The 22880-nt window shown below is 41.8% G+C and carries 17 protein-coding genes; 1 reads left to right on the top strand and 16 read right to left on the bottom strand.

The genetic code is table 11. The features are described 5' to 3' along the window. Positions 1-147 precede the first annotated feature (147 nt). From nusB to gloA, 16 genes are all read right to left on the bottom strand, one after another. Entirely contained in the window at positions 148-789 is a 642-nt protein-coding gene (nusB, locus tag RM347_RS01280) for a transcription antitermination factor NusB (protein ID WP_190896800.1), read from the bottom strand. A 122-nt stretch (positions 790-911) separates the two neighbouring features. Then, positions 912-1673, bottom strand: a complete 762-nt coding sequence (locus RM347_RS01275) for a DUF502 domain-containing protein (RefSeq protein ID WP_322722274.1) — start codon at positions 1671-1673, stop codon at positions 912-914. A gap of 677 nt (positions 1674-2350) precedes the next feature. Further along, positions 2351-3259 (bottom strand): glycosyltransferase family 2 protein, encoded by a 909-nt coding sequence (locus RM347_RS01270; protein ID WP_322722272.1) that lies wholly within the window; start codon positions 3257-3259, stop codon positions 2351-2353. 126 nt (positions 3260-3385) lie between these two features. Beyond that, a complete protein-coding gene (gene hpsJ-B / locus RM347_RS01265; RefSeq protein ID WP_322722271.1) occupies positions 3386-4228 on the bottom strand; it encodes a hormogonium polysaccharide biosynthesis protein HpsJ in 843 nt (280 codons plus the stop codon). Between the two features lie 485 nt (positions 4229-4713). Then, positions 4714-5361 carry a TIGR04282 family arsenosugar biosynthesis glycosyltransferase gene (locus RM347_RS01260; protein ID WP_322722270.1) on the bottom strand — a complete coding sequence of 216 codons (648 nt, stop codon included), beginning with the start codon at positions 5359-5361 and terminating at the stop codon, positions 4714-4716. Between the two features lie 32 nt (positions 5362-5393). Then, on the bottom strand, positions 5394-5960 hold the full coding sequence (locus tag RM347_RS01255) for a type II secretion system protein (protein ID WP_322722269.1): 567 nt from the start codon (positions 5958-5960) through the stop codon (positions 5394-5396). Continuing rightward, positions 5926-7002 (bottom strand): glycosyltransferase, encoded by a 1077-nt coding sequence (locus RM347_RS01250; protein ID WP_322722268.1) that lies wholly within the window; start codon positions 7000-7002, stop codon positions 5926-5928. The genes RM347_RS01255 and RM347_RS01250 overlap by 35 nt, the downstream gene beginning before the upstream one ends. A 1-nt stretch (position 7003) precedes the next feature. Beyond that, a complete protein-coding gene (hpsE, locus tag RM347_RS01245; RefSeq protein WP_322722267.1) occupies positions 7004-7996 on the bottom strand; it encodes a hormogonium polysaccharide biosynthesis glycosyltransferase HpsE in 993 nt (330 codons plus the stop codon). Positions 7997-8017: 21 nt separating this feature from the next. After that, a complete protein-coding gene (gene hpsE / locus RM347_RS01240) occupies positions 8018-8977 on the bottom strand; it encodes a hormogonium polysaccharide biosynthesis glycosyltransferase HpsE (RefSeq protein ID WP_322722266.1) in 960 nt (319 codons plus the stop codon). A gap of 195 nt (positions 8978-9172) precedes the next feature. Further along, positions 9173-9883 (bottom strand): type II secretion system protein, encoded by a 711-nt coding sequence (locus RM347_RS01235; RefSeq protein ID WP_322722264.1) that lies wholly within the window; start codon positions 9881-9883, stop codon positions 9173-9175. A 37-nt stretch (positions 9884-9920) separates the two neighbouring features. After that, positions 9921-10898 carry a hormogonium polysaccharide secretion pseudopilin HpsC gene (hpsC, locus tag RM347_RS01230; protein ID WP_322722263.1) on the bottom strand — a complete coding sequence of 326 codons (978 nt, stop codon included), beginning with the start codon at positions 10896-10898 and terminating at the stop codon, positions 9921-9923. Positions 10899-11281: 383 nt separating this feature from the next. Beyond that, positions 11282-12034 (bottom strand): hormogonium polysaccharide secretion pseudopilin HpsB, encoded by a 753-nt coding sequence (hpsB, locus tag RM347_RS01225; RefSeq protein ID WP_322722262.1) that lies wholly within the window; start codon positions 12032-12034, stop codon positions 11282-11284. 24 nt (positions 12035-12058) lie between these two features. Continuing rightward, complete coding sequence (hpsA, locus tag RM347_RS01220; protein ID WP_322722260.1) at positions 12059-16636, bottom strand: hormogonium polysaccharide biosynthesis protein HpsA; 4578 nt, start codon at positions 16634-16636, stop codon at positions 12059-12061. A 655-nt stretch (positions 16637-17291) separates the two neighbouring features. Next, a complete protein-coding gene (gene clpB / locus RM347_RS01215; RefSeq protein WP_322722259.1) occupies positions 17292-19934 on the bottom strand; it encodes an ATP-dependent chaperone ClpB in 2643 nt (880 codons plus the stop codon). Between the two features lie 608 nt (positions 19935-20542). Then, positions 20543-20791 (bottom strand): hypothetical protein, encoded by a 249-nt coding sequence (locus RM347_RS01210; RefSeq protein ID WP_428850502.1) that lies wholly within the window; start codon positions 20789-20791, stop codon positions 20543-20545. A 24-nt stretch (positions 20792-20815) separates the two neighbouring features. Continuing rightward, the gene (gloA, locus tag RM347_RS01205) at positions 20816-21250 is read right to left on the bottom strand and encodes a lactoylglutathione lyase (protein WP_322722258.1); all 435 of its coding nucleotides are present in this window, start codon (positions 21248-21250) and stop codon (positions 20816-20818) included. 276 nt (positions 21251-21526) lie between these two features. Between gloA and eno the strand changes: the two genes are divergently transcribed. Continuing rightward, positions 21527-22816, top strand: a complete 1290-nt coding sequence (gene eno, locus RM347_RS01200; RefSeq protein WP_322722257.1) for a phosphopyruvate hydratase — start codon at positions 21527-21529, stop codon at positions 22814-22816. Positions 22817-22880 lie beyond the last annotated feature (64 nt).

The following is a 22880-nucleotide window of genomic DNA, read 5'->3' as shown; positions in this document are numbered from 1 at the left end:
CCTTTCAACAGCAGTTTGAGGAGAATCGGTACAACAGAAGGTTCCTTCTGTTCGCGTAGCGTCTCCCCTTAGGAGAAGTTCCGCCGCAGAAGCGGCTATAGACTTTTCTCCACGGCAGTTATAGGAATTAGAAATTACGCAGTGGTATTATGCTGTTTTTTTCTGTTCAGTGACTCGGCGCAAAACACCGTTAATAAACCGATGTCCGTCGTCTCCGCTGTAGCGTTTGGCTAGCTCCACAGCTTCGTTGATGGCGATACTGTCTGGAACTCCTAAGAACTTCATTTCTGCAACGGCAATTTGCAAGATATCACGGTCAATTTGGGCGAGGCGAGTTACTTGCCAATCTACTAAGGCAGTAGAAATGAGTTCATCTATAATGTGTCGATTTTCATTGACTGTAATTACAAGCTCTTTAGCGTAATTACGGACTCCCTTGTCCTGATTAGCTAACTGAATCAATACTGGGAAATCAACTGCCGTACCCAACTGATTAATTGCTGTCTGAGTGCAGGCGATCGCTTCTTGAAGCATTGTTCTGGCAGTATTGAGGTCGGAGGCCCGAGTTTGGCTACTTAAGAGGCGATCGTTACTACGTTGCAGTTCACCTGCGGCATTATCAAGGGTATCTTGCACTTCTGAGGTTAGAGTGCGTACTGCTCCTAGCACCAACTTGGATACTAGTTGATCGTCTTCCAATTTATCTAATTTCTTTGGGTTGACTGGCAATTGGCTAAGGCTTAAAAGCGCCAATTCACGAGCAATTTGCTGGGGTTTCCGAGGTTGCATAAAACTGAGGGGTGATTGTGCGAGAACTGATTAACTAGGCGGGACAAACTTACAAGTCTATCAATTTTGGCACAGTCAAACAACAACATTACGCATTTGCTTGTGACTTTGCCAGATTGATTTTAAGTTTCTTCAACGGGAATAACCTGCTGCTTGATTTCGTCGTGTTTCACTTCCAGTGTGGATTTGGGGAAAACTAAGGGCGTATTGGGGGCAACAATGCCACCTGATACAACTATTTTAAAGGCGTCTTCAATCGACATGGAGAGGTTCACCACCTCGTCTTCAGGAACGACTGCGTACCATCCAGTAGTCGGATTCGGGGTTGTGGGGATAAAAACACTTAGCACGGGACGAGACATCTGGGCTTGGATATCACTGCTGATTGCACCAGTAACAAAGGCGATCGCCCAAATTCCTCGGCGGGGATACTCTACTAAAATTACTCGGCGAAACTTGCCATTAGAATCTTTTAGTATTGTTTCTAAAAGCTGTTTGAGGGTTTTGTATACCTGTCCTGCTAAGGGAATTGCCTGTAATAACCGCTCACCAAAATCTAGCAACCACCGCCCAGCAATATTCCGAGCCATCAAGCCCATCAATAGTATACTTAGCAGTGGTACAGCCAGTCCTACCAATAAATTCAGTACATTTACTACAATTGGGTTTAACCCATCAAAGGGATTCAGTTGTTTGGGAATTTGGGTGAGGAAGTTGATTACCCAAGTAGCAATGGTAATCGTTAGCCAGATAGTGGTTGCTAAGGGAATTACTACCAACAAACCAGCAATCAGGTCGTTTTTTAAGTCCTGTTTTAGGCGATCGATTACCAAGCCCCGATTCTCCTGTTTTAAGCTAGAGGAACTTTTATTATTGGTATCCATACCAGCAGATTCATCAAATAGCAAAGGCTTTACTTGAAGCAGCTTCTACCGCAAGTAACTGTCCAAAACGCTAGCAGCTTGACTGTTGCCGCAAAAACACGTACTTGTTGCTGGAAATCAGCTATTTTCCTATAAGCATACACATAGACATTAAGGGACTTCCAACTAAAAAAATATCCCATCGCTTTGGCAAGCAGGGGAAGCACGGGGCACAGGGGAAGCAGGGGAGGAAGAATCTAACGATCATCTTTGCTCCAAAATTGAATAATTTAATTTCTAGAAGTCCCTAACCAATCCGATGGCAACTGGTTATTCTCAGAGGATGTTACTTTTCTTTGTAAGACTTGTAAATGATTGTTGCAAGTCCTTAGGTATTACTAATCTACCGCGCTCAATCAAAAGCTGCTCATGATTGTGAAAGTACCACTGGGTAAACTTAGGAATTAGTTTATCTGGTTAGTCACTCACATTTGAGCAGGAGCGGCTTTTATGAAAATGTTCTGTTAAAAATATTAATTTATTATAGTGGTTCTCGTTTAGGTGGAACACGTGATAGAGGTGCACAGCTAGCTGTGCACCTCTACTTCTGAATTCTGATTTTGCGATCGCGTACCCGTCCGTCGTAGGCGATCGCTGCTTCAAATTGTAGTGCGTAATCCTTCTAATCTCCAGTCCCTTTACGCCGCATCAGCCTGTGTAGTTTCAGAATCCGCGCACTGCACCTGTTGTATACTCTCTTGTACCAAAATTTCTGTTGTGTCTAAATTAGGTTTTGGTAGATACTTCATTTCCCAGACCTTAAGCAAAATCAGGTATTCGTAGAATGCCTGCAATGTACACCAAGCAAGACCGGCGCGTCCATCTAAGCAGCCGCCTAAGATAAAATACATATATACAAACCGTAGCAGCGGTCTGGCGGGTAAACGCAAAGACAAATCTTTCAGTGCGCGGCGTTTTTCGACTTCGGATTTTCCAAAGAATAAATCTCGCCAGTTGACCTTTCCCTGTTCTAACTGATACAGCGTTTCTTGGGCTTCATCTGTGGAATAACGGTTATGCTTGTCAATCCAGCGGTTCAAGCCTTTGCTACAAGTGTAGTGTGGATATGTTTCTTTTAAAAAGCTAGTTATACCCTCACAAACTTCTCGCTCAGTATGACCGTAGTCTGTAAACCACACTTTACCGTGGCGGAAGAGGCGCATTTGGTAACGGGGATACTGTGTGCTGTAGCGAATCCAACGATTCATGAACATAACACGTTCAGCTACGTAGTAACCGATATAGTCTGGATTCTCACTTGCCTTTTCGCATTCCGCGAATAGTTCTGGTGTCATCCGCTCGTCAGCTTCGAGAATGTAAACCCATTCGTGCTTCGGGGGGATAGACTCTAACATCCAGGAGCGTTGGCGTCCGTGGCTTTCAAAAGCGTGTTGGACGACGCGGATGGGATAGCGACTGGCGATTTCCACAGTGCGATCGCTACTGCATGAATCCACAACAATGATGTCATCTGATAGCATCGCCGATTCGATACAAGCAGCAATATCTAGTTCTTCGTTAGATGTCAGTATGTAAATTGAGAACATTACCCAAGTTTTATAGCGATTTTACTGAGTGATAATTGCGTTTTTATTTTTATTGGCTATTAAGCGCATGGCAGTATCAGTTGTAAATAATTTTTGGATACGTCCTACTGCCATGCCAATAGTGGATTAGCGTGCGGTAGCTCTAGGCTTACCACCTTGTACAGCACCCCTACCTCTTAAGCCTGTCCAGCCGATGATAATGTAACCAATGGACAACAGCAAACTGCTAATCCCAATCCGTAGTCCAGACTTCCAAGCAGTATCTTTAGCTTGTTGCTGTGCTTCGTCTCTGCGCTGACGAACTTGGCTCAGTTGTTGATTTTGCAGCGTCTGAATATCTGTTTGTTGTTCGATAGCTTTGTCAAGTACTTGAGGATCTTTTTTAGCCTTCTTCAGTAACTCTTTGATATTTGCGGGAATTTGAGCACTTTCAAGTGCTTGCTTGTATTTTTGCTCATCTTTGAGGATTTCACTAAACTGAGCTTTGGTTTGGTTTCGCAGCTGCTCTAGTTGTGTTTTTCCTTGGTCAGTGTTCAGTTGTGCTTGCAATTGTGACAATCGATTATTCAGTTGATTTTCTGCTTGATCTGCTTCTTGGGTGATTCGGTTGAGTGTTTGAGCCTTAGCTTGATTGACGTTATTTAGGTGCAGAGGAAAAATCAGTAAAAACATCAACCCTAAAATACTTGAGAGGATCAGAGCGGGAAATCTTAAATCGATACCTTGGGGACGATCGCTTCCTGCATCAGCATTATCAATCCAATAGGCAGCAAACAGAAGCCCCAAACCTACTAAAGGAACAATTCCCCGATCAACTAGTGCTGTTGCTAAGTTGATTTGCCATACCCGATCAGTAGGTTGAAAGGGTAACAATAGAATCAAAAAGTCAACGAAAAAGGACAAAATGCAGATTAGTCCAACTACCTTAAGTGTGAGGGCAGTACTCATGGAAGCAAAGCGGTTAACCATAGTTTTTCAAACTGGCGGTGAATGCGAGTGATTTTCATATTTCTAGCTACTTAAATATTGTGCCCATGACCGTAACTATTGTGTAGAAACACAAAGCAGATTCAATACTGGTAAAGGCTATCTGCCTCTTGGTTTTCAACTAGACCACAGTAACATTTGTGATGTCCAGTGTCTTCAGAAAATTCCTAGTGTTTTAAAATACGAAGCTAATGCGGGGCTGAAGGAAAAGACTCATTAATTACCCGATTTCCCTTATTACAGTTCTCAATCGGTCCTAATACAGGCATTTTGTAGGGTCGCACAGATGTGCACCTCTAGTGTGTCTTGCATCCATCCAAAAATCGCTGGCGTTGCATAATTGTGGGATGATTTTGGAATTTTCATAAAAAATAATCACCGTGTCACCGTGTCTTTGCGTCTTTGCGTCAGCTTCAATCACCGCGTTTATTCAGCAACGCCAAATCGCTATATTTCCCTCATTTGCCTCATTTTTCCATCTCTCTTGCAAGAGCTTGTTCCCAAATCGGTAGATCCTCCGGTCGGTCAACATCAGCTAAAGGCGACAAGTTCACGTATGGTAAATTAAGTTTTTGGGCAATGTCTACGGTTTTCTGGAATACTTCAGCAGTTCCCCACTCGATGTTAATGAATAACTCCGGTATAGGTTGGCGCAAACCAATTAAGTAATATCCACCATCGATCGCAGGACCAAGTACGAGGTCAAAGGTGTGTAACTTCTCAAAGGCTGTTGCTAGAATTTGGGCATTCACTCCAGGACAATCCGTACCGATGATAATTACTTGTTCTACACCAGATTGAAAGGCATCGAAAAGCGATCGCGCCATCCGCGAACCTAGATCCCCTTCACCTTGAGACTGGTAAATCAAATCCAACCCCAGCCAGTTTTGCATGAGTTGCGAATCGCCACCTGCAAACCGCACTTCCACAGATATGTTAATGGCTTTTTGCAATTCTTGAACCTGGAATATTGTATATTCGGTCATTTCCCGTTGAAGATTGGCAGCACCAACAGTCCCCAAAACAGGTATCAATCGGGTTTTTGTCTTACCTGGTTCTGGATAGCGAGTGAAAATTATCAGGTGCTGTTTTGGGTTTGCTGGTAAATTCAGCACACAATACCTTGTTTGAATTAACTAAAAATATCTTAATAGCAATAGTCACCCTCATTGTTGGCTGTAGTTCGCTCTTTTGCCATTCGCATTGCTCCTAAAATTGTAGAGATGTAGACACAACGCTTAACTTTACCACCATACTTACTGGAGATAGTTATACTTCGTGGTAGCGAAACAATATTACCTTTGTAATTAAATTTAATTTGCCTAACGCCATTTGAAATTTGTAAGGTCGTTTCTGCATCTAAGCGTACATTGGCATCTAAGTTATTCCAGTTAGCATTAGATGCGTTTACTGTAGCAGGATGAACTGCCCATTGAACGATGCCGTTTTGTTCACGAAAGCTGGCTTGCCAAGTCAATTTTTCCTTGGTAGCTTGGCTTTGTGCTTGGCGAATAGCATAATAGACCTCGCTTTGGGCAGTGTTGAGACGGCAAGTTTCTACAAAAGCCAGCCAGTTGGGTATTCCTAGCGTAGCTAATATACCAATTAATACAACAACTACTAACATCTCTGGCAAGGTAAAACCACTGTTAGCGTGCTTATTAAAGAGATTTTTTGCATTAACTAGAGATTGTAAATGCACCTGGGTATCCATTTTTGCTTTCTGACCGATTTTCAGCTACCCAGATATTGAGCAATGTTTCAGTTTCTTGGCTTCTGACTTCGCGCCTATTAAGAATACTGTAAAGCAAAGTGGGCGAAGTCCAAATTATGACAATTTTCAATAACAATTTTAAAGTGAAATTTATATTTTTAAATCTTGAGCGGTCGTTAATAAAATACTTCCACAGAAATCTAGCAGACGCTAGAGCTTTCTGCCGATTAAATGGCTTTTGTAAGGCTTTGCAGGTCAGGTATTTATATAAATTTGCTAGGCTGATATTCCAACTATGCTTAAGTGTCGTTCGCGTAGCGTCTCGTAGAGAAGGTCTTTCTTTGTAAGCTCTCTCAAGCACTTGCAAACAGGATTTTTCCTGCCTGACAAGATTGGAGGAAACTGAATTAGCACTTATGCGATATAAGATTTGTACAGATGGTACACATATAAAATCAAACTTAGAGGCTAATCGCAGCCACATATCCCAATCTTGAGCTGCATTTAGAGATTCATCAAAGCCACCTAATGTAATTAATGATTTCCTACAAATTAAAGGATTGGAACCATTCTCTAGAAAGTTATTTAGTAACAAGTTTTCATAAGTATTTCCATTTAGTTTAATACGCTGACCTGACAGTAAATATTGACCGTTTATATCAATATAATCAGTCCAGCTGTAAGCAACTTTTGCAGTAACGTTTTCTTGCAGAGCTTTTAACTGAGACTGAAGTTTATCAGGTGTCCAAAGATCGTCTGCATCTAAGAAACTAACAAAGTCTCCAACTGCACGGTGTAGACCTCGGTTACGGCTGACGTTTCCACCAGCATTGGAATAAGAAAATACTTTTATTCGTGAGTCTCTAATTTGTCTAACAACTTCTAAAGTTGAGTCTTGTGAACCATCATTAATTACAATTAATTCTAGTTCACCAAAAGTTTGATTTAAAACAGATTGAATTGTTTGCTTAATAGTTTTTTCACTATTATAAGCAGGAATAATTACAGAGATTTTTGGTAATTTTTTGCTAGCTTTCATCATTTTATAGGGCGAATTTATTTTTTAATACTCTGCTTATATGACATTTTAAGTAGTAAATAGGACTCATCATACTAGCCACGTAAAACTCCATCTCAAAAAGAGCAATTAGATTACTTTTAAATTGCCCTCTATAGTGAATAAGATGATGTAATGCTCGGCGTAAATTCCCTAAAATAGTTTTCACAAACACTATTGGTTTTTGCCAATTTTTAGTATTTATCAAGCGTAACTGGAAAATACACAAGCCACAGCCGCGTGCCAGACTTAGAAGGTAATCTCTCTCAAGTCGCCAATGTGGTATTTGATGATAAGTATGCATAGTAGGGTTATACCAAATTTGCCAGCCTGCATAATGTATGTAAAGCAATGGTTCATAGTCATCACCCTGTACCAAAATACCAGGTAACTTCCCGCTTAAGTTAGGTCGCTGTGGTACATTTTTACACCATACTTCTTTCCGAACAACAAGCGCTGCACCAGGAGGAAGTCTTAAATTATCTGCATCAAATAAATGTGGATTTGATCCATGTTCTCTAATAGCTAAAAAAGCTTGAATTGTTTCAAAATTTTCTGGCGGTTTTACTTCAAAATCACCATGAATTTGTCCACTCCAAGCACCTGCTTGAGGATGCTCCAATCCAAAAATATATGCTTCTGATAACCAATCAGGTGCAGGTAAGTTATCATCATCTAAAAATGCGATTAGCTGCCCTCTAGCTTCACGTACTGCCCGCAGTCTGGCAAAAGCGGCTCCCTGTTCGGTTTCTATAAAATATCTCAAATGACAGTTTCCATCATATATCTTTTGATAATTTTGAATTATTTCTAATGTGTTATCAGAACTATTGTTATCTACGATAATTATTTCCCAGCTAAGTTTTTCTACTCCTGTCTGGGTTAAGAGTTTATCCAAAATTTTAGGTAATCGGGCCGCTCCATTATATGCAGGAATGGCTACGCTAATATCTAAATTTTCAACTGTTAATTGAGTCATAATACCTAATGTTTTGATAAACTATTTCTTAAAATATCCATTTTTCCAAAGATAAAAAGGACTAATTAAACTATTTACAAAAAGTTCCATTTCACAAGCAACTACTAAATCCTGTCTTAGCTTAGTTCGATATTTTAGTAAATGAAAAGCGATTTTGCGAAGATCATTGAGCATATAAGTCAAAAGAGCTAATGGTCTATATATCTTTCTTATATTGACCATTCTAGTTACATAACGGCTAAGTCCAATGCCTCGAAAAAACGGAATTAAATAATCTTTTTCCAAACGAAATTTTGGGATTCTATGAGAAATTTCCATTTCAGAGTTATACCAAATTTGCCATCCTGCTTTTTGGATATAAGACAACATTTCTAAGTCTTCACTGGTAAGCATATTGCCTTTAACTCTCCCAGTTAAAATAGACTTATCTGGTACACTTTCTAACCACGCTTGTTTACGGACAACAAGTCCAGCAGATGGAGGTAGTAATTTTTTATTTGCTTCATATAACAGTGGTAAATTACCTCGCTCTGTAATCGCCAAGAATGGAGCAATTCGCTGAAAGTTTTCTGGTGGTTCTACTTCCCAGTCAGCATGAATTTGACTGCCATAAGCTCCCGCTTTTGGATGTTTTTCACCAAAAGCATAAGCTGTTGATACCCAATTTGATACTGGGTAGTTGTCATCATCTAAAAAACCTATGAATTTACCTTTAGCTTCTGCAACTGCCTTTTTTCGGGCATAAGCTGCACCTTGCTTTGCTTCAAAGCAATACTTTAAAGGGTAAGGACACTGCCAATTTTTTTGATAGGTTTGAACAACTTTAGCTGTGTTGTCAGTACTGTTATTGTCTACAACTATAATTTCCCAAGATAAATTTTCGGTGTGAAGTTGGTTTTGTAGTCGTTCTAGTAGTTCAGGTAAACGACTTTCACCGTTATAAGTTGGGATAGCTACAGTAAAGTCAAGGTTCTTAGTCATTTGACAAAAGTTACATTTTGATATGTTGATTAGGACGCTTTTTACATACTCAGCCAATAGCTAATTTATCAGCGACTCTTAAATAAAACTATCAAATATTAAAACTGCACATGATATTCTAATTTTGCTATCAACGTGCAGTTTTATGTTCAGTGTTATTGCGTATTTTTGAATAAAGATTTCTGCCTAAACCATTTAACTGCATTTATCGTCTTTTGCTGTAAGCATTGATCCTAAGAGAGTTTTCACAATGACGCATCGCTTTACGCTACTAGCTAATGTAGAATTTGCAGCGCTTGGTACAGCTACCACTATTTTTAACCCAGGTGGCTCTGTCGAAGGGGCTGTAGCTGTTCCAAAGTTTGGAGTTGGTGAAGTCAAAGCTCCCATATAGTCAAAGGTAATTTTTGTTGGCGTACTTGGGGGAGGGTAGGATACAGGAGAATTAGTAGTAGAATTTGCAATGTTTTCAGCACTAAGATTTGCACCCAGCAGTAATTTATCAGAATTGGCTCCCACATCTGCCCCTAACGGTTTCCATGTGCTGATTTCAGCAAAAGGCAAATTGCTACCATCACTCTTTTTAGTACGATAAACAGCAACCTCTACATTTTGGGTTGTAGTATTTTTCTGAAAACTGACACTGTAGCTAAGTTTTTTGTTTTTAGCTTCGCGCTGTGCTTCTTGCAGTGCGGCTAAAACAGCATCGTTAGCCTTATTTACCTGTTGTCGATTTACAAAGGCTAGCCAACTAGGAGCTGCGATCGCTGCTAAAATTCCGATCATTAGCACCACTACAAGTACTTCTATTAAAGTAAAACCAGCATCGTCTTGAAAATGAAATCGCTCTTTGGTGTTTTTATTACACATCCTAGTGTGGAATAACTTTAAAGTTAGGTTGCCCATAATGCCCCACTATTAGTTGTGTTGTCTATTCTGAAGTTTATTTACTATATAAATATCCACGTCCCTGCACGCGGACGCTTGCAGTCGGAAAGTAAGTTTGGTTATTTGAAGAGTAATCAAAATTGCTATTTTGCAACCTAGCTAGTGCATTACCTCGTAAAAATACCTGTGCTGTTGTATTGGGAGTATCAACACAAGCATAAAAGCCCATAAAACTACCCTTGCTAAGTGTTCCCGCAGGACAAGTAGGATTTGTTGCAATAGAGGTTTGATCAATAAAATCAATTAGTACTAAAGGTTGTTGAGTGTAAGCTGACGAGACTGTTTTCCATGAATTCATTTGCTGAGTTATACCTGCGGCACCTGGTAGATTCAGGTTAAAACGCTGAAAACCTGGATTAGGGCAGTTGTTGGCGTCAAGATATTTATCATTGGGATAGTCAGTACCACAACTGATACCGCCAGTAGCTAGAATTCCATCACTAATTTCAAATCTGGCAATACGAGCCGCTTTTGACCAAGTGGTGCTATTGTCTTTGATTAAATAATAGGCAACTAATGAGTAAACAAAAGTATCATCTGTGCTTGTTGTAGCGCGTTGGATAAACTTGCGTTTCCAAAACACTAAAATGGGTTTACAAGTAACAGTAGTATCAGAAGAATCACAAATCCCAGCTTTTTTAACAGGGGGTATTTGATCTTGAATTCCTGAGCTTGCTGGGACAGTATTTGAATTGGTAGTCAGTGCAGCTCCATCATATATATAGACAGCTTGTTGTAAATCATTGGCAATGTAATTAACTGCTGTCTGGATTTCTTGTTCAGAATTTGCCTTTGCTTGTTCTTTCTGATCTGTACTGAGAATATTTACCATGAATCCTAGCAGTGGTGTAATCACAAGGAATGCCAGCAATAAGGCTACCAAAAGTTCTATCAGGGTAAAACCATTAACTTGCTGAACAAACTTAGAGTGTTTCAGCTGAATGCTGAGAAGAAATCTGAGTAAATTCTTCATAACTTCGGTCTGCCCCTTAGTGATAGAAATACATCTAGCGAATGGTGGTGTACAGTTATACTAAATATTCGCAATACTAACCATTGTGGTTATTGAATGACTAGTGTCCTAAAAGTTATAAGCTGTTCTATATTTAAATTGCATATACTGGGCGGGCAAGATGCCCACCCTACAAGAGCTATATTCAATTCGATTATGCAAATTAGATGTTTTTTAGCTTATTTTTCAACCTGACTTTTTACGGGATCTGGAAAACTTCTCTTCTAAGAGAGAGGCTTGAATTTTCCCCCTTCCGTATAAAGGAAGCTTGCTTGGAGGTTAGGTTTTACGTTGCTTTTTCCACATAATGTGAAAAGTCAGCTTTCAACCTTACTAGACAGGAATTAATTACAAGTGTTGTTACTAGGTGTGCTGCTGCTAGGATTAGTAATAGCAAGACGCTGACACAGAGCATTGAAGGAAGTGTTTCTAGAACCAATTTCAGTGGTCATTTCCACTAGTGGAGATTGGCGATCGCCTAAAGTCCCAGTGAAAATGTTTTGTGTTGTTTTAGACTGGCCTGCAATATTAGCGTCGCTAGCTTTGACAGTTTTAGTAAAGTCAATATCTGACCGATAAACTCGAATTCCCAAACGGTAGCCATCCTTTGGTAGACCTGTTGTATCTGTTGGATTGCTTCCTGTTACTACAATTTTTACAGCCTGAATGTAAAATATCTTGTTTGTGTTGCTAGTACAGTCTGGGTTTGTAATAGCTAAGTTATTGTTTGCATCTTTTGTCACGCAATATAAATATTGCGATGTTGATGTTGTAGGAACTGGCATATTTGTGGTGGTAAGTAAATTGTCACCTAAACTCCTGGGTGTTGCAGCGGCTGATTGAGTCAATGTAATAGTGGCATTAGTAGCATCAGGGATTGCCACTGCTGCGGTTTTCACACTGTCAATGAAAGTTCTGGCAGCTTGTGTGGCTTGTTCTACGCGTTTTGATTGGACGCGAGTTGCTGTTGCAATGACGATGGTAGGTGCGATCGCTGCTAGTAAGATAGTAACTACTAGCATTGCTACCAACGATTCAATGATCGTGAAACCAGATTCACCAGAAGGGTGGATTTGTTGTTGTTTGTGCTTAATCATTGCTAATCACCAGCTTCTAAAATTTTATGATGGGCAGTTAGTAGGACGTTGAGCTTGATCGACAGCATCAGTATCATCACTTGTACTAACGGTTCCTTTCGTGTCTTTTGCACACAGTAAAGTTTGCACCCATGCATCATCTCGACCAACTTCCCGAAAGTATTCATTGGGTTTGTCATCTGGCGTTATCGCTAACTTTTGCGAAAATGCGTCTGGTGATTGCGATAGCAAAGCGACATCATAACCCCACTGCCGTTTAGGAGCTTGATAAAAAGGTACTTGACCACCAGCATTCGCGATCGGATATACAGTAGGAGGATTGCTGGTAATGGTAGGTGAATTATTTAAAAATGCTACAAATGGTGCAGTAGCATAGACACTACGAGTTCTTTGGATAAAAGAGCCGTTAACTATAGCTGCAACAGCTGCGTTTAAGTCGCCAGTTGGGTTCCAATTTTCCAGGAAGCGGACAAAGTTGTGTAAACCACCATTATCTTCTGTAGGACGAGCTGGGGTGTCTCCGCCTGCTGCGGCTAGGTTAAAGGTGGTACTTGTTGCCCATTGTATCCAGTAACTATCCTGTGTATTGCTAGGGCCTATTCTGCTAGTTGATACTGGTGATGCATTTTCATCGTCGAAAGCTGCTTGAATTTGTAAAACTGGCGATAAAATTGGTTGATAGCTTGCCCCTGAACCTAGAGTGAACTTTAGCTGTTGAGTATCGTCATTAGGACTGGTTGTTCGGAACCATAGACCATTATTTTTCGGATCTGGTCTAGTATCTGCATTGCTTGTAAAACTATCTATTGGAAAATCTTTTATTACTCCACTCTTGATACCTAAAATAATAGGTTTACTATTATTCAATAGCACTTCACCAGTCGTAGTATCACGCTTGAAAGCAAGACGACGAGGATACCTCTGATAGTTGGAATCTGCTGGTAATTGCGCTGATGTACCTGCTTTATAGGTAGTAAGAGAAAAAGACAGTCCAATAGCAGATGAGGCTTTAACACCAGGAGCGATAACCCAATCATTAACTGGATCAGTGCAAGCTGAAACAGGTAGTTTTGGACAGTACTCCATTAAATACTCTGGAACGGTAGCTGTAGTAGTGTATTTCCTTCGCTGGATGGGTGTAACAAAGTTATTGAGGTAAGAACTTTTTGTACTGGTGGAACTGGGATAACCAGTACTGGTGTCATACCAGCCAGCATTGATGACATTAGCGTTATTGGTATCAAACCCGTTTTGCTTCAATACGTTAATAGAATTAGCGTCCCCCAGGTTATTATTTAGGTCATAGTCTCCATCGTTGCGGTAGCCCAACTCAAAGTTATTAGAAAGAAGTGTGATCGCATCTGACAACACGCTAGCAGGCCGCCATGCATCCCCAGTGGTACAGTTTGGTAGTCTAGCGTCACCAGTACGACAAGCAAAGTTTTTATTACGGGTTGCTGCCGTGCGAGAGTAGAAATTGCTCAAATCACTAGTTAAAGCTGTAGTAAACTCTTCTTGGGTATGTTTATTAAAGTCGCCTTTAATATATACAGGCAAGTTAGAGGCTAAAATCAACCCTTTTTCTGCATCTCTGTAAGCTTGAACACGCCAGATGCTTCCGTTGGGGTTGCCAGTGGGGTCGCCGTTTCTCAACATAATCGCATTGGGACGGCGAGTTGGATCGAGTTTAAAGTCTACTGGGCTATTTGATTTTTGTATGTCTTTACCATTAGTAGAACTAGCACTCAAATCTAAAAGGGCATCATCCCGTGTAGCGTAAATAATACCGCTATTGGGAATTAAGTATTCCTGTGGTGTTTCACTACCATACGTTTTCAGCCGCAGCGCATTATAGTCTAATACAGTGGTGCGAATTTCTAGGGGTTGGCGGGTTTCTTTGGCAAGTTCGTATTGTGTATTCGGGTTTGCGAAATTTCCACTGCCATCACCATCGGCGTTGGTGAATGTTTGTACACCTGGGGTACTAGTACCAGCTGCATCTACATCTCTATGAATTGCCTTAATCTGCCTTGCATCCAAAAACGCAGTTTCGTAAATTGCGCCGTGAGGGATGACGCTATTATCTGGACTGCCGATAGTACCGTCTAATATTTGGATGGCACAAATAGCAGTATCAATAGCAGACTGCTCTGAGAGTGTCCGAGAAGCAGCTGCTTTTGGCAGAGCTTTGCTCAGTACTTCATTTACCAACCGCCCATTGGGATACCTTAAACTAGCTTGATAGTTTAGTAAATCTGAATAGTCAGAAACAGTCTTTGTTGGAGCTGCGTAGACAATACCATTATGGGATCTACCATCTGTGGCTTTGTCATATATAAAACCTGTCGCAGACGGAAGACTATTGAGGTTCTTAGCTGTGGTGCTATTAGTGGGGTCGTAGTAACTACTTATGCAAGCAATGGGTGCAGGGGTTAGGGGATTGTAGCCACTCGCTTGGTAGTGATAAACTGCCGTAGCCCGCATCCGTAAATATGGTTGATTTGATACTTGGATTGTTGAATAGTCAAAGTTGCCTGCTATATCTCTAGCATCAACGCTTGTTCCAACGGTAGCTGTTTCCGAAGGAACTGGCATCATATCTGACCAGATTTTGGTTGTAGCTGCGGTGAAGTCTGCTGGGGGGCTACTAACAATCAAATTACTAGGCAAATAAATCCCTGCACCAGTCACTACCCGTAAGCCGCCTACAGGATCTTGTGGAGTAGTTGGTACTTTAGAAGCTGCTGATTCCCAATCTCCATCTCGCTCAACAGTTCCTAAATCAGCCAGTTGCTGTACACGACTGCGACGATTGCGATTTACAGTTGACGGGTCGTCCCAGTTAATACCTGTAATATTTTGGGTATCTGTGCTATCTGAACCAATAAATGTTGTCCCGTTCCACCACAATGCAGGTAGATTGTTACCAAGCAAAATGCGATCGCCAACGTATTGTTCTTTACCTACTTGTTGCTGCTTAGTTGGCTCTGTAGCACTAGGTAACAGCTTAGTGTTATCAGAAGCATTAGGTTTGAGTCTTAATTTGGCATAATTAGTCTCAGTTTTACCATCACTGGGATCAAAGGGATAAACCCAGGTGTCCGGCGGACGCAGTGACTCACCGCTTCCTTCTAGGACTGTACTAGTAGTATAAGTTCCTACTCCATTTATACCAAAGGGAACTTCATAATAAGGTACACGGCGAGTACGTTTTTTAAAGTAAAGTCCTAGCTGGTTATTACGAATAGTAGCTTGTTGCTCTGTGGAGGCAGTGGAAGTAGTTAGATTTAAGACTTTTAGTTGCTGTGTAATGCCATCTTTGACTTCCTGTGGATCAGTTGCATTGTTAGGCGTCTGCGCTTGCACTAAGAGATTGATACGCTGTACATAGGCTAGACTATTATAGGCAATTTCATTTGGTGTTCTATTAACTGATTTGTTATCTTTAACACCAGAAGCGGTATTAGGATTAACTCCTTTGCCTTGAAATAAATGCACTCCAGTACTGTTACCTAAATCGTCATTACCCGTGAAAGGGCCTGCTGCTAAATTGCCACCTACAATAATTTTGGCATTATCATCATCGTAAAAACAGGAATCTTTACTACTAACCTGATAAAGCGTAACAAATTGAAAACCGCTACCAGTCAGGAAGTTACTATTAGTTAATATCCGTCCATTTAGGTTAAATGTGGGACCAGGTGTAAGTTCTATATCATCCTCATAAACCACCGCATTGTTAACTAGCGGTAGTTGTACACGGTCTTGTTGATACTCTAAACCTGAAAAACCTTTATTCCCTGTGAAAGCTTCGTATTTATTTGCATCACTTCCAGTCGTTGGTGGGTTAGTGATGGGAACATTAGCAGTGTAAACAAAAAAGCTTTTTTTAAGCTTACCAGCAATATTAAACCAGCCAGTACTCCCAACTAAAGTAGCACTTGTTCCTAAAGTATCTTCACAACCGTTGCTTATACTACCAGAGGTCATGGGTGGAGTTCTGGCCTCTAGAGGATTTCTAGTACGACTGTATGTGCCACCACTTATAGGCGGATTTCGGAAATAAATTCCATAAAGAGTATAAGTGTCAAATTTCCCATTGTTATTTGTATCAATGGGGAACATCCATCCAGTTGGTAGTGCTGTTTGACCGGTATAATTCAGATTTAGTTGAGTTTCGTCTCCAAAGGTATATTCATCCAAATAAATTTTTGTTTTGAAGATACCCTCCAAAGCTGTATCTGAGGGTGTGGCTCGTGGGAGTCGGCGGTCATCAAATAGCTTGTCTAATTTTGCTCTAGCTCTGTCAAGGGCTGGTGTCGCAGCGTTAAGCACAGCCTCGTTCACCCGAACATTACTGGCATTTTTGGAGCGTTCAAAAGACCGAAATAAAATGGCAGTGGTCAATAAGACAACTACTATCAACACCATTGCCACTGTCGGTAATAAAAACCCAGCATTCTCTGAGCCGCGTCTTCTTCGAGTGCCAAAACAAGCCCGCAGGAGCCAAATAATTTGCTTGTTAATTGCAGATAAAAACTGCTTGCTAATTTGTTTGAAGGTTTTTTGAATTGCCTTGACTAGCTGACGTTTTCGAGACATAGCTGCTTCCTTGTCAAGTGGATTGTAGCGGATTTTCTATTTTTTTTGACATCTCCATTCGTGCCTGTAAAATATTTCTACAGGCAAAGAATGAGACTATATTTATCTAACTACTGCATCTGTTTTTACTAACTTCAAAAGAAAGTAGCTACAACAAAAGACAATTTATTTAAAGTTATATCATTGATGAATTGTTGATTTTATCCGGTAAACACTGATTTTTTCAGAATTATTTAATTCAAGCCTGATAAACAATAAGAGCATAACTTCACAGTAAAATTGCGGAAATGTGTTTTATTTGAAGACAAATTTATGAAGATGTTGTTAGCAGAGTAAGCTTATAATACCCAGCTGTTAAAGAAAAGATATCAGTTCGGTGCAAAATAATCAGATGTCCGGCTCAGTTGCCCGACTTGTTAGAGAAGTCGGGAAGATTGTTGTTGACATCTCTTTTATTAAAAGGTCATTTATAAAGAAAGCCAGGGCGAATAGAATGCGTGGCTACACAAACAAAGTCCGCTTCCGCGGACTAAGAAAAATTGAGGGATTGAAACCCACGAAAGCGGGTTTTGCCTGTGTAAACGCGGTTTATAACCGCCGATTTCACCGTAAGTTGATACTAATGAGAACTGTCTCTCATCAAATTCGCTAGATGCTATGTAGCAGTCTGTGGTACTGACACCTTTACCAGGATTTTTTTGCTAAAAGACAGACCGTTTTCATTTTTATCAATGATAATCGTGTCTCCAGAGATAAAAGTATTTTCCAATAACTTGGTGGCCAGGGGGTTTTCTACTTCTCGCTGAATTGCCCGTTTGAGTGGGCGGGCACCGTAAACTGGGTCGTAGCCTGATTCAACAAGGTAATCACAGGCAGATTGGGATATCTCAAAGAAGATTTTTTGCTCACGGAGGAGATTTTCTACACGCTTGAGTTGAATGCGGATGATCTGCCGCATTTCTGTGCGATTTAGGGTATGGAAGAGAATAATGTCATCGACGCGGTTGAGAAATTCCGGGCGGAAATGCGATCGCAAGGCTTCCATTACCCTAACCCGCATCGTTTCATACTTGGAATCATCACCAGATATATCCAAAATATGTTCGCTACCAATGTTACTGGTCATGACAATAACGCTGTTGCGAAAATCTACCGTCCTTCCCTGAGAGTCAGTAATTCTCCCATCATCTAAAACCTGCAATAGAATATTGAACACATCGGGGTGCGCTTTTTCTACTTCATCCAGCAGCACCACTGAGTAGGGACGGCGGCGAACCGCCTCGGAAAGTTGACCGCCTTCTTCATATCCTATGTATCCTGGAGGCGCACCCACTAAGCGAGAAACTGAGTGTTTTTCCATATACTCAGACATATCCAAGCGCACCAATGCATCATCAGAATCAAAGAGAAACTGAGCTAAAGCACGGGCGAGTTCGGTTTTACCTACGCCTGTAGGACCCATGAACAAAAATGAACCAATGGGACGAGAGGGATCTTTCATTCCCGCACGGGCGCGGCGAATGGCTGCTGCTACCGCTTCTACAGCCTCTTCTTGCCCAATAACTCGTTGATGCAAATGACTTTCTAGTTGCAGCAGTTTTTGTCGTTCCGATTCCAACAGGCGATTGACGGGAATTCCTGTCCATTTAGCGACGATTTCCGCAATATCAGCTTCGGTAACTTGTTCTCGCAGCAACGTGGAACCTTGGTTTTGAATTTCTAAAAGGCTCGCTTCTTTGGCTTCGCGCTCGTGCTGCACTCCTTCCAATTTGCCATACTTCAGTTGGGCAGCTTTATTTAGGTCATAGGCGCGTTCTGCCTGTTCAATTTGCACTCGCAACGCATCTTCTTCTTTCTTTAAGGCGCTTATAGCCTCTAATATCTGCTTTTCACCTTGCCATTGCTCATTAAATATTTGCTGTTTTTCCGTTAAATTGGCAATTTCTTGCTCAATTCGCTGCAAACGTTCTTTAGTTTGGGGAGTACCCTTTTCTTCACCAGCCAATGACAGCTTTTCCATTTCTAACTGCATGAGGCGGCGATCGATGGTTTCCAATTCCGCTGGTTTGGAGGTAATCTCCATTTTCAACTGTGCTGCTGCTTCATCCACCAAATCAATAGCTTTATCTGGTAAGAAGCGATCGCTAATATAACGCGCTGACAGGGTTGCTGCTGCTACCAAAGCCGAATCAGAAATTTTGACGTTGTGATGCACTTCATAGCGTTCTTTCAACCCCCGAAGAATGGAAATAGTATTTTCCACAGTTGGCTGATCGACAAAAACTTGTTGAAAGCGGCGTTCTAAAGCAGCGTCTTTCTCAATGTGTTTGCGAAACTCGTCTAGGGTAGTAGCGCCAATGCAACGCAGTTCTCCCCGCGCCAGCATTGGTTTGAGTAAATTTCCCGCATCCATCGCCCCTTGTTGGTTGGAACCGGTGCCGACTACGGTATGCAGTTCATCAATAAACAGAACAATTTGCCCGTTAGATTCCGTAACTTCCCGGAGAACAGATTTCAGACGGTCTTCAAACTCACCTCTGTATTTTGCCCCAGCAATCAAACTACCCATATCTAAAGAGATGAGTTGGCGGTTTTTCAGAGATTCGGGAACATCACCGTTGACCATTCGCTGTGCTAAAGCTTCGGCGATTGCAGTTTTACCTACCCCAGGTTCACCAATTAATACGGGGTTATTTTTACTACGACGAGACAATACTTGAATTACCCGCCGAATTTCGTCATCCCGCCCAATCACTGGGTCGAGTTTTCCAGATTTTGCCTGTTCTGTCAAATCTCGTCCAAATTTTTGTAAGGCTTCATAACGAGATTCTGGGCTTTGATCTGTCACCTTTTGGCTACCGCGAACGGCTTTGATAGTAGCTTCTAGTTTAGCTGCATCTGCACTAAAGCCTTTGAGTATCTTTCGTCCAATGCGATCGTCTTCAGCAAATGCCAGAAGTATGTGTTCCACGGAAATGTAGGAGTCTTTCATCCTGGCTCTAGCTTCCTCGGCTCGGTCTAGTAAAACATCTAAACTGCGGCTAAGATAAAGCTGATCGCTTTTACCAACTTTGGGCTGACGTTGGGTAAAGGCTTCTAGCTGCTGCTGCAAGCGGATTGGATCGACCTCAGATCGAGCTAGGATACGTATTGCTAGACTAGTGGGTTCTTCTAACAAGGCAATAATTAAATGTTCAACATCTAGTTGCTGTTGTTGATAAGCACGGACTATATCCTGAGATTTAACAATTGCTTCCCAGGCTTTATCAGTAAATTTATTGGGATCTGTAGGTTGCATCTTTAGAATTTTGGAATTTTGATTTTTAGTTTAGGGATTGGGGGTTAGGGATTGGGGACTGGGTATTGGGTATTGGAAAAACTCTTCCCTAGTCACTAATTCCTAGTCCCTAGTCCCCAGTCCCTAATTATCCAAACATTCTTAGCGTATATCCGCGTGTATCTCTAGTGGCAATTCAGAATTGGTAATTGGTGATAGTTTAATCCATTACCTATTTCCTAATTTAAAACGAAAATACTGTTATAAACAGACTTTCCCAGATGGTGGTATTGGAGCGATTTCTACGATGGTCACTGAGCGGCTGGTGAGCGGAGTCTAACCATGGCGTTAGCGCAGCGTCTCGTAGAGAAGTGCGGGCTACGCCGACGTTATTAGTGTTGCTCATCAACGACAGGATGAGGGTAATACTAATAGGATTTACGCAGAGGAGATCCCCTAACCCGCTTAAAGAGGTGAGGTAAAAAGCGAAAAGTCTTGCACTTTCGGCTAACAGGAGTGCGAGACACCTGTCTGCTGGAAGAATCATCTCCCCACATCTGGTTCAGCTTTTCAAGACATCAGCGTGGATTTTCCTACAACATTGTCTTCGATAGAGTTTGACTCCGCACTCAGGGGAAAGTAGGATCGACGAAAACCGCTACTCTGAAATTCTCCCTTGGCGCTAGCCTCTCCTTTTGGGAGAAGGGGAGACGCTTTAGCGCATAGCGCAGCGTAAAGCCTTCTCTACGAGAGGCTCCGCCAACGGCATGGCTTCGCTTAGAGCGAGTCCGCAAGCGCCTGGGGTTTCCCCAAGTGGAGCAAGTGGCTAAGACGCCAAAGGCGAACAGTGACTCAGCACTACTGAAGCTCAACTCCATCACCTATATTCTTAATTATAAGAATTACTGACTCACAAGTTGCTCTTGTGATTCCTGTTTGACTGCTGACCCTTGAGTTCCCAGTTGAATCAGTTCAATTTTATACCCATCTGGATCTTCCACAAAAGCAATGACTGTCGAACCATGTTTCATCGGGCCTGGTTCGCGCACGACTTTACTGCCATGATTTCGGATTTCCTCACACGTAGCGTAAATATCATCAACGCCAAGGGCTATGTGGCCGTAAGCATTACCTAATTCGTACTTTTCAACTCCCCAGTTGTAGGTTAGTTCTATCACTGTGTTGTCGCTTTCATCACCGTAACCAACAAAAGCTAGGGTAAATTCTCCCCCTGGATAATCTTTTTGGCGCAGTAATTTCATTCCTAGAACTCCACAGTAGAACTTTAAGGACTCTTCAAGGTTACCCACTCGCAGCATTGTGTGTAGTAATCGCATATTGACCTTTTCTCTGTAATTGATTTAGTGTTATTCTCTGCCAACATTTTACCTAGCTCAAAGTCTTAAGGTAGAAATGCCATCACAGAAAGAATTAAAAGGTAAAGGACACAATAAACATTCCCTTACCCATTCTTGGCATTGCTCCGTATCCATATAAATAATGGAAATCTTCTTTAATCTCAGCCAACAAAGTCTCTTAAACGCCTATGCTAGCGATTGGGTTAGGCAACTGGACTGTATGCGTAACACACTCGAACAAAGGATAAAGTACAGATGAGTAAATTTCTAGATACTGCCATTGAGGCGATCGCAGCCCGCGAAATTCTTGATTCACGCGGTAGACCGACAATTGAAGCCGAAGTGCATTTAGCCAACGGTGTTGTAGGACTGGCGCAGGTTCCGAGTGGTGCCTCTACTGGCACTTTTGAGGCTCACGAACTGCGTGATGGCGATAAAAGCCGTTATGGGGGCAAAGGCGTACTCAAGGCAGTACAAAACGTCAAAGAAGCACTTGCACCCCAATTGTTAGGCTTGGATGCCCTCAACCAAGAACTACTAGACCGCACGATGATCTCCATAGATGGTTCTGCTAACAAATCCAATTTGGGGGCTAATGCGATTTTGGGGGTTTCCTTAGCAGCTGCTAAAGCTAGTGCTGAATCTCTAGCAATTCCTCTGTATCGTTATTTGGGTGGCCCTTTAGCGAATTTACTCCCAGTACCGTTGATGAATGTGATTAACGGTGGCGCACACGCATCAAACAACGTGGATTTTCAAGAGTTTATGATTGTCCCAATTGGCGCAACTTCCTTCCGGGAAGCGTTGCGTTGGGGTGCAGAGGTGTTTGCTACCCTCAGTCAGGTATTGGATGAGAAAGGGTTGCTCACTGGTGTGGGCGATGAAGGCGGCTTTGCCCCTAACCTAGAATCCAATCAAGTCGCTTTGGAATTGCTGGTTGCTGCCATTAAGAAAGCTGGTTATAAGCCAGGGGAAGAAGTAGCTTTGGCTTTGGATGTGGCGGCTAGTGAGTTTTACAAGAATGGGCAGTATGTTTACGATGGTAAACCTCACGCCCCGGCTGAGTTTATTGATTATTTAGGACAACTGGTTGACCAATACCCAATTGTGTCAATTGAGGATGGCTTGCATGAAGAAGATTGGCAAAGTTGGCAATTGCTGACCCAGAAGTTAGGTTCGCGGGTGCAATTGGTAGGGGATGACTTATTTGTGACTAACGTTACTCGCTTGCAAAGAGGCATCCAGGAAAAAGCCGCTAATGCCATTTTGATAAAACTCAATCAAATTGGTTCACTCACTGAAACTTTGGAAACGATTGATTTAGCAACTCGCAATAGTATCCGTTCAGTAATTAGCCATCGTTCTGGTGAAACAGAAGACACAACGATCGCTGATTTAGCTGTAGCAACCCGTGCCGGTCAAATCAAAACAGGTTCTCTGTGTCGCAGCGAACGCGTAGCAAAATATAATCGCTTGTTGCGAATTGAAGATGAACTAGGCGATCGCGCCGTTTATGCTGGTGCTGTGGGCTTAGGGCCTAAGTAAGTCCTAAGCAATGAGTGCTGAGTAATTTTTTCACTCAGCACTCAGCACTCGGTACTCAGCACTG

Origin of the sequence: Nostoc sp. ChiQUE02, assembly GCF_034531305.2 — a bacterium.
In the GTDB taxonomy this organism is placed as follows: domain Bacteria; phylum Cyanobacteriota; class Cyanobacteriia; order Cyanobacteriales; family Nostocaceae; genus Nostoc.
Note: the sequence above shows the minus strand (reverse complement) of the source record. Positions and strands in the feature narration are given on the sequence as shown.

What these genes read in the sequence shown, in the direction of transcription:
- nusB (WP_190896800.1), bottom strand. Translation starts at nt 789, where the DNA reads ATGCAACCTCGGAAACCCCAGCAAATTGCTCGTGAATTGGCGCTTTTA.
- RM347_RS01275 (WP_322722274.1), bottom strand. Translation starts at nt 1,673, where the DNA reads ATGGATACCAATAATAAAAGTTCCTCTAGCTTAAAACAGGAGAATCGG.
- RM347_RS01270 (WP_322722272.1), bottom strand. Translation starts at nt 3,259, where the DNA reads ATGTTCTCAATTTACATACTGACATCTAACGAAGAACTAGATATTGCT.
- hpsJ-B (WP_322722271.1), bottom strand. Translation starts at nt 4,228, where the DNA reads ATGGTTAACCGCTTTGCTTCCATGAGTACTGCCCTCACACTTAAGGTA.
- RM347_RS01255 (WP_322722269.1), bottom strand. Translation starts at nt 5,960, where the DNA reads ATGGATACCCAGGTGCATTTACAATCTCTAGTTAATGCAAAAAATCTC.
- RM347_RS01250 (WP_322722268.1), bottom strand. Translation starts at nt 7,002, where the DNA reads ATGATGAAAGCTAGCAAAAAATTACCAAAAATCTCTGTAATTATTCCT.
- hpsE (WP_322722267.1), bottom strand. Translation starts at nt 7,996, where the DNA reads ATGACTCAATTAACAGTTGAAAATTTAGATATTAGCGTAGCCATTCCT.
- hpsE (WP_322722266.1), bottom strand. Translation starts at nt 8,977, where the DNA reads ATGACTAAGAACCTTGACTTTACTGTAGCTATCCCAACTTATAACGGT.
- RM347_RS01235 (WP_322722264.1), bottom strand. Translation starts at nt 9,883, where the DNA reads ATGGGCAACCTAACTTTAAAGTTATTCCACACTAGGATGTGTAATAAA.
- hpsC (WP_322722263.1), bottom strand. Translation starts at nt 10,898, where the DNA reads ATGAAGAATTTACTCAGATTTCTTCTCAGCATTCAGCTGAAACACTCT.
- hpsB (WP_322722262.1), bottom strand. Translation starts at nt 12,034, where the DNA reads ATGATTAAGCACAAACAACAACAAATCCACCCTTCTGGTGAATCTGGT.
- hpsA (WP_322722260.1), bottom strand. Translation starts at nt 16,636, where the DNA reads ATGTCTCGAAAACGTCAGCTAGTCAAGGCAATTCAAAAAACCTTCAAA.
- clpB (WP_322722259.1), bottom strand. Translation starts at nt 19,934, where the DNA reads ATGCAACCTACAGATCCCAATAAATTTACTGATAAAGCCTGGGAAGCA.
- RM347_RS01210 (WP_428850502.1), bottom strand. Translation starts at nt 20,791, where the DNA reads ATGGAGTTGAGCTTCAGTAGTGCTGAGTCACTGTTCGCCTTTGGCGTC.
- gloA (WP_322722258.1), bottom strand. Translation starts at nt 21,250, where the DNA reads ATGCGATTACTACACACAATGCTGCGAGTGGGTAACCTTGAAGAGTCC.
- eno (WP_322722257.1), top strand. Translation starts at nt 21,527, where the DNA reads ATGAGTAAATTTCTAGATACTGCCATTGAGGCGATCGCAGCCCGCGAA.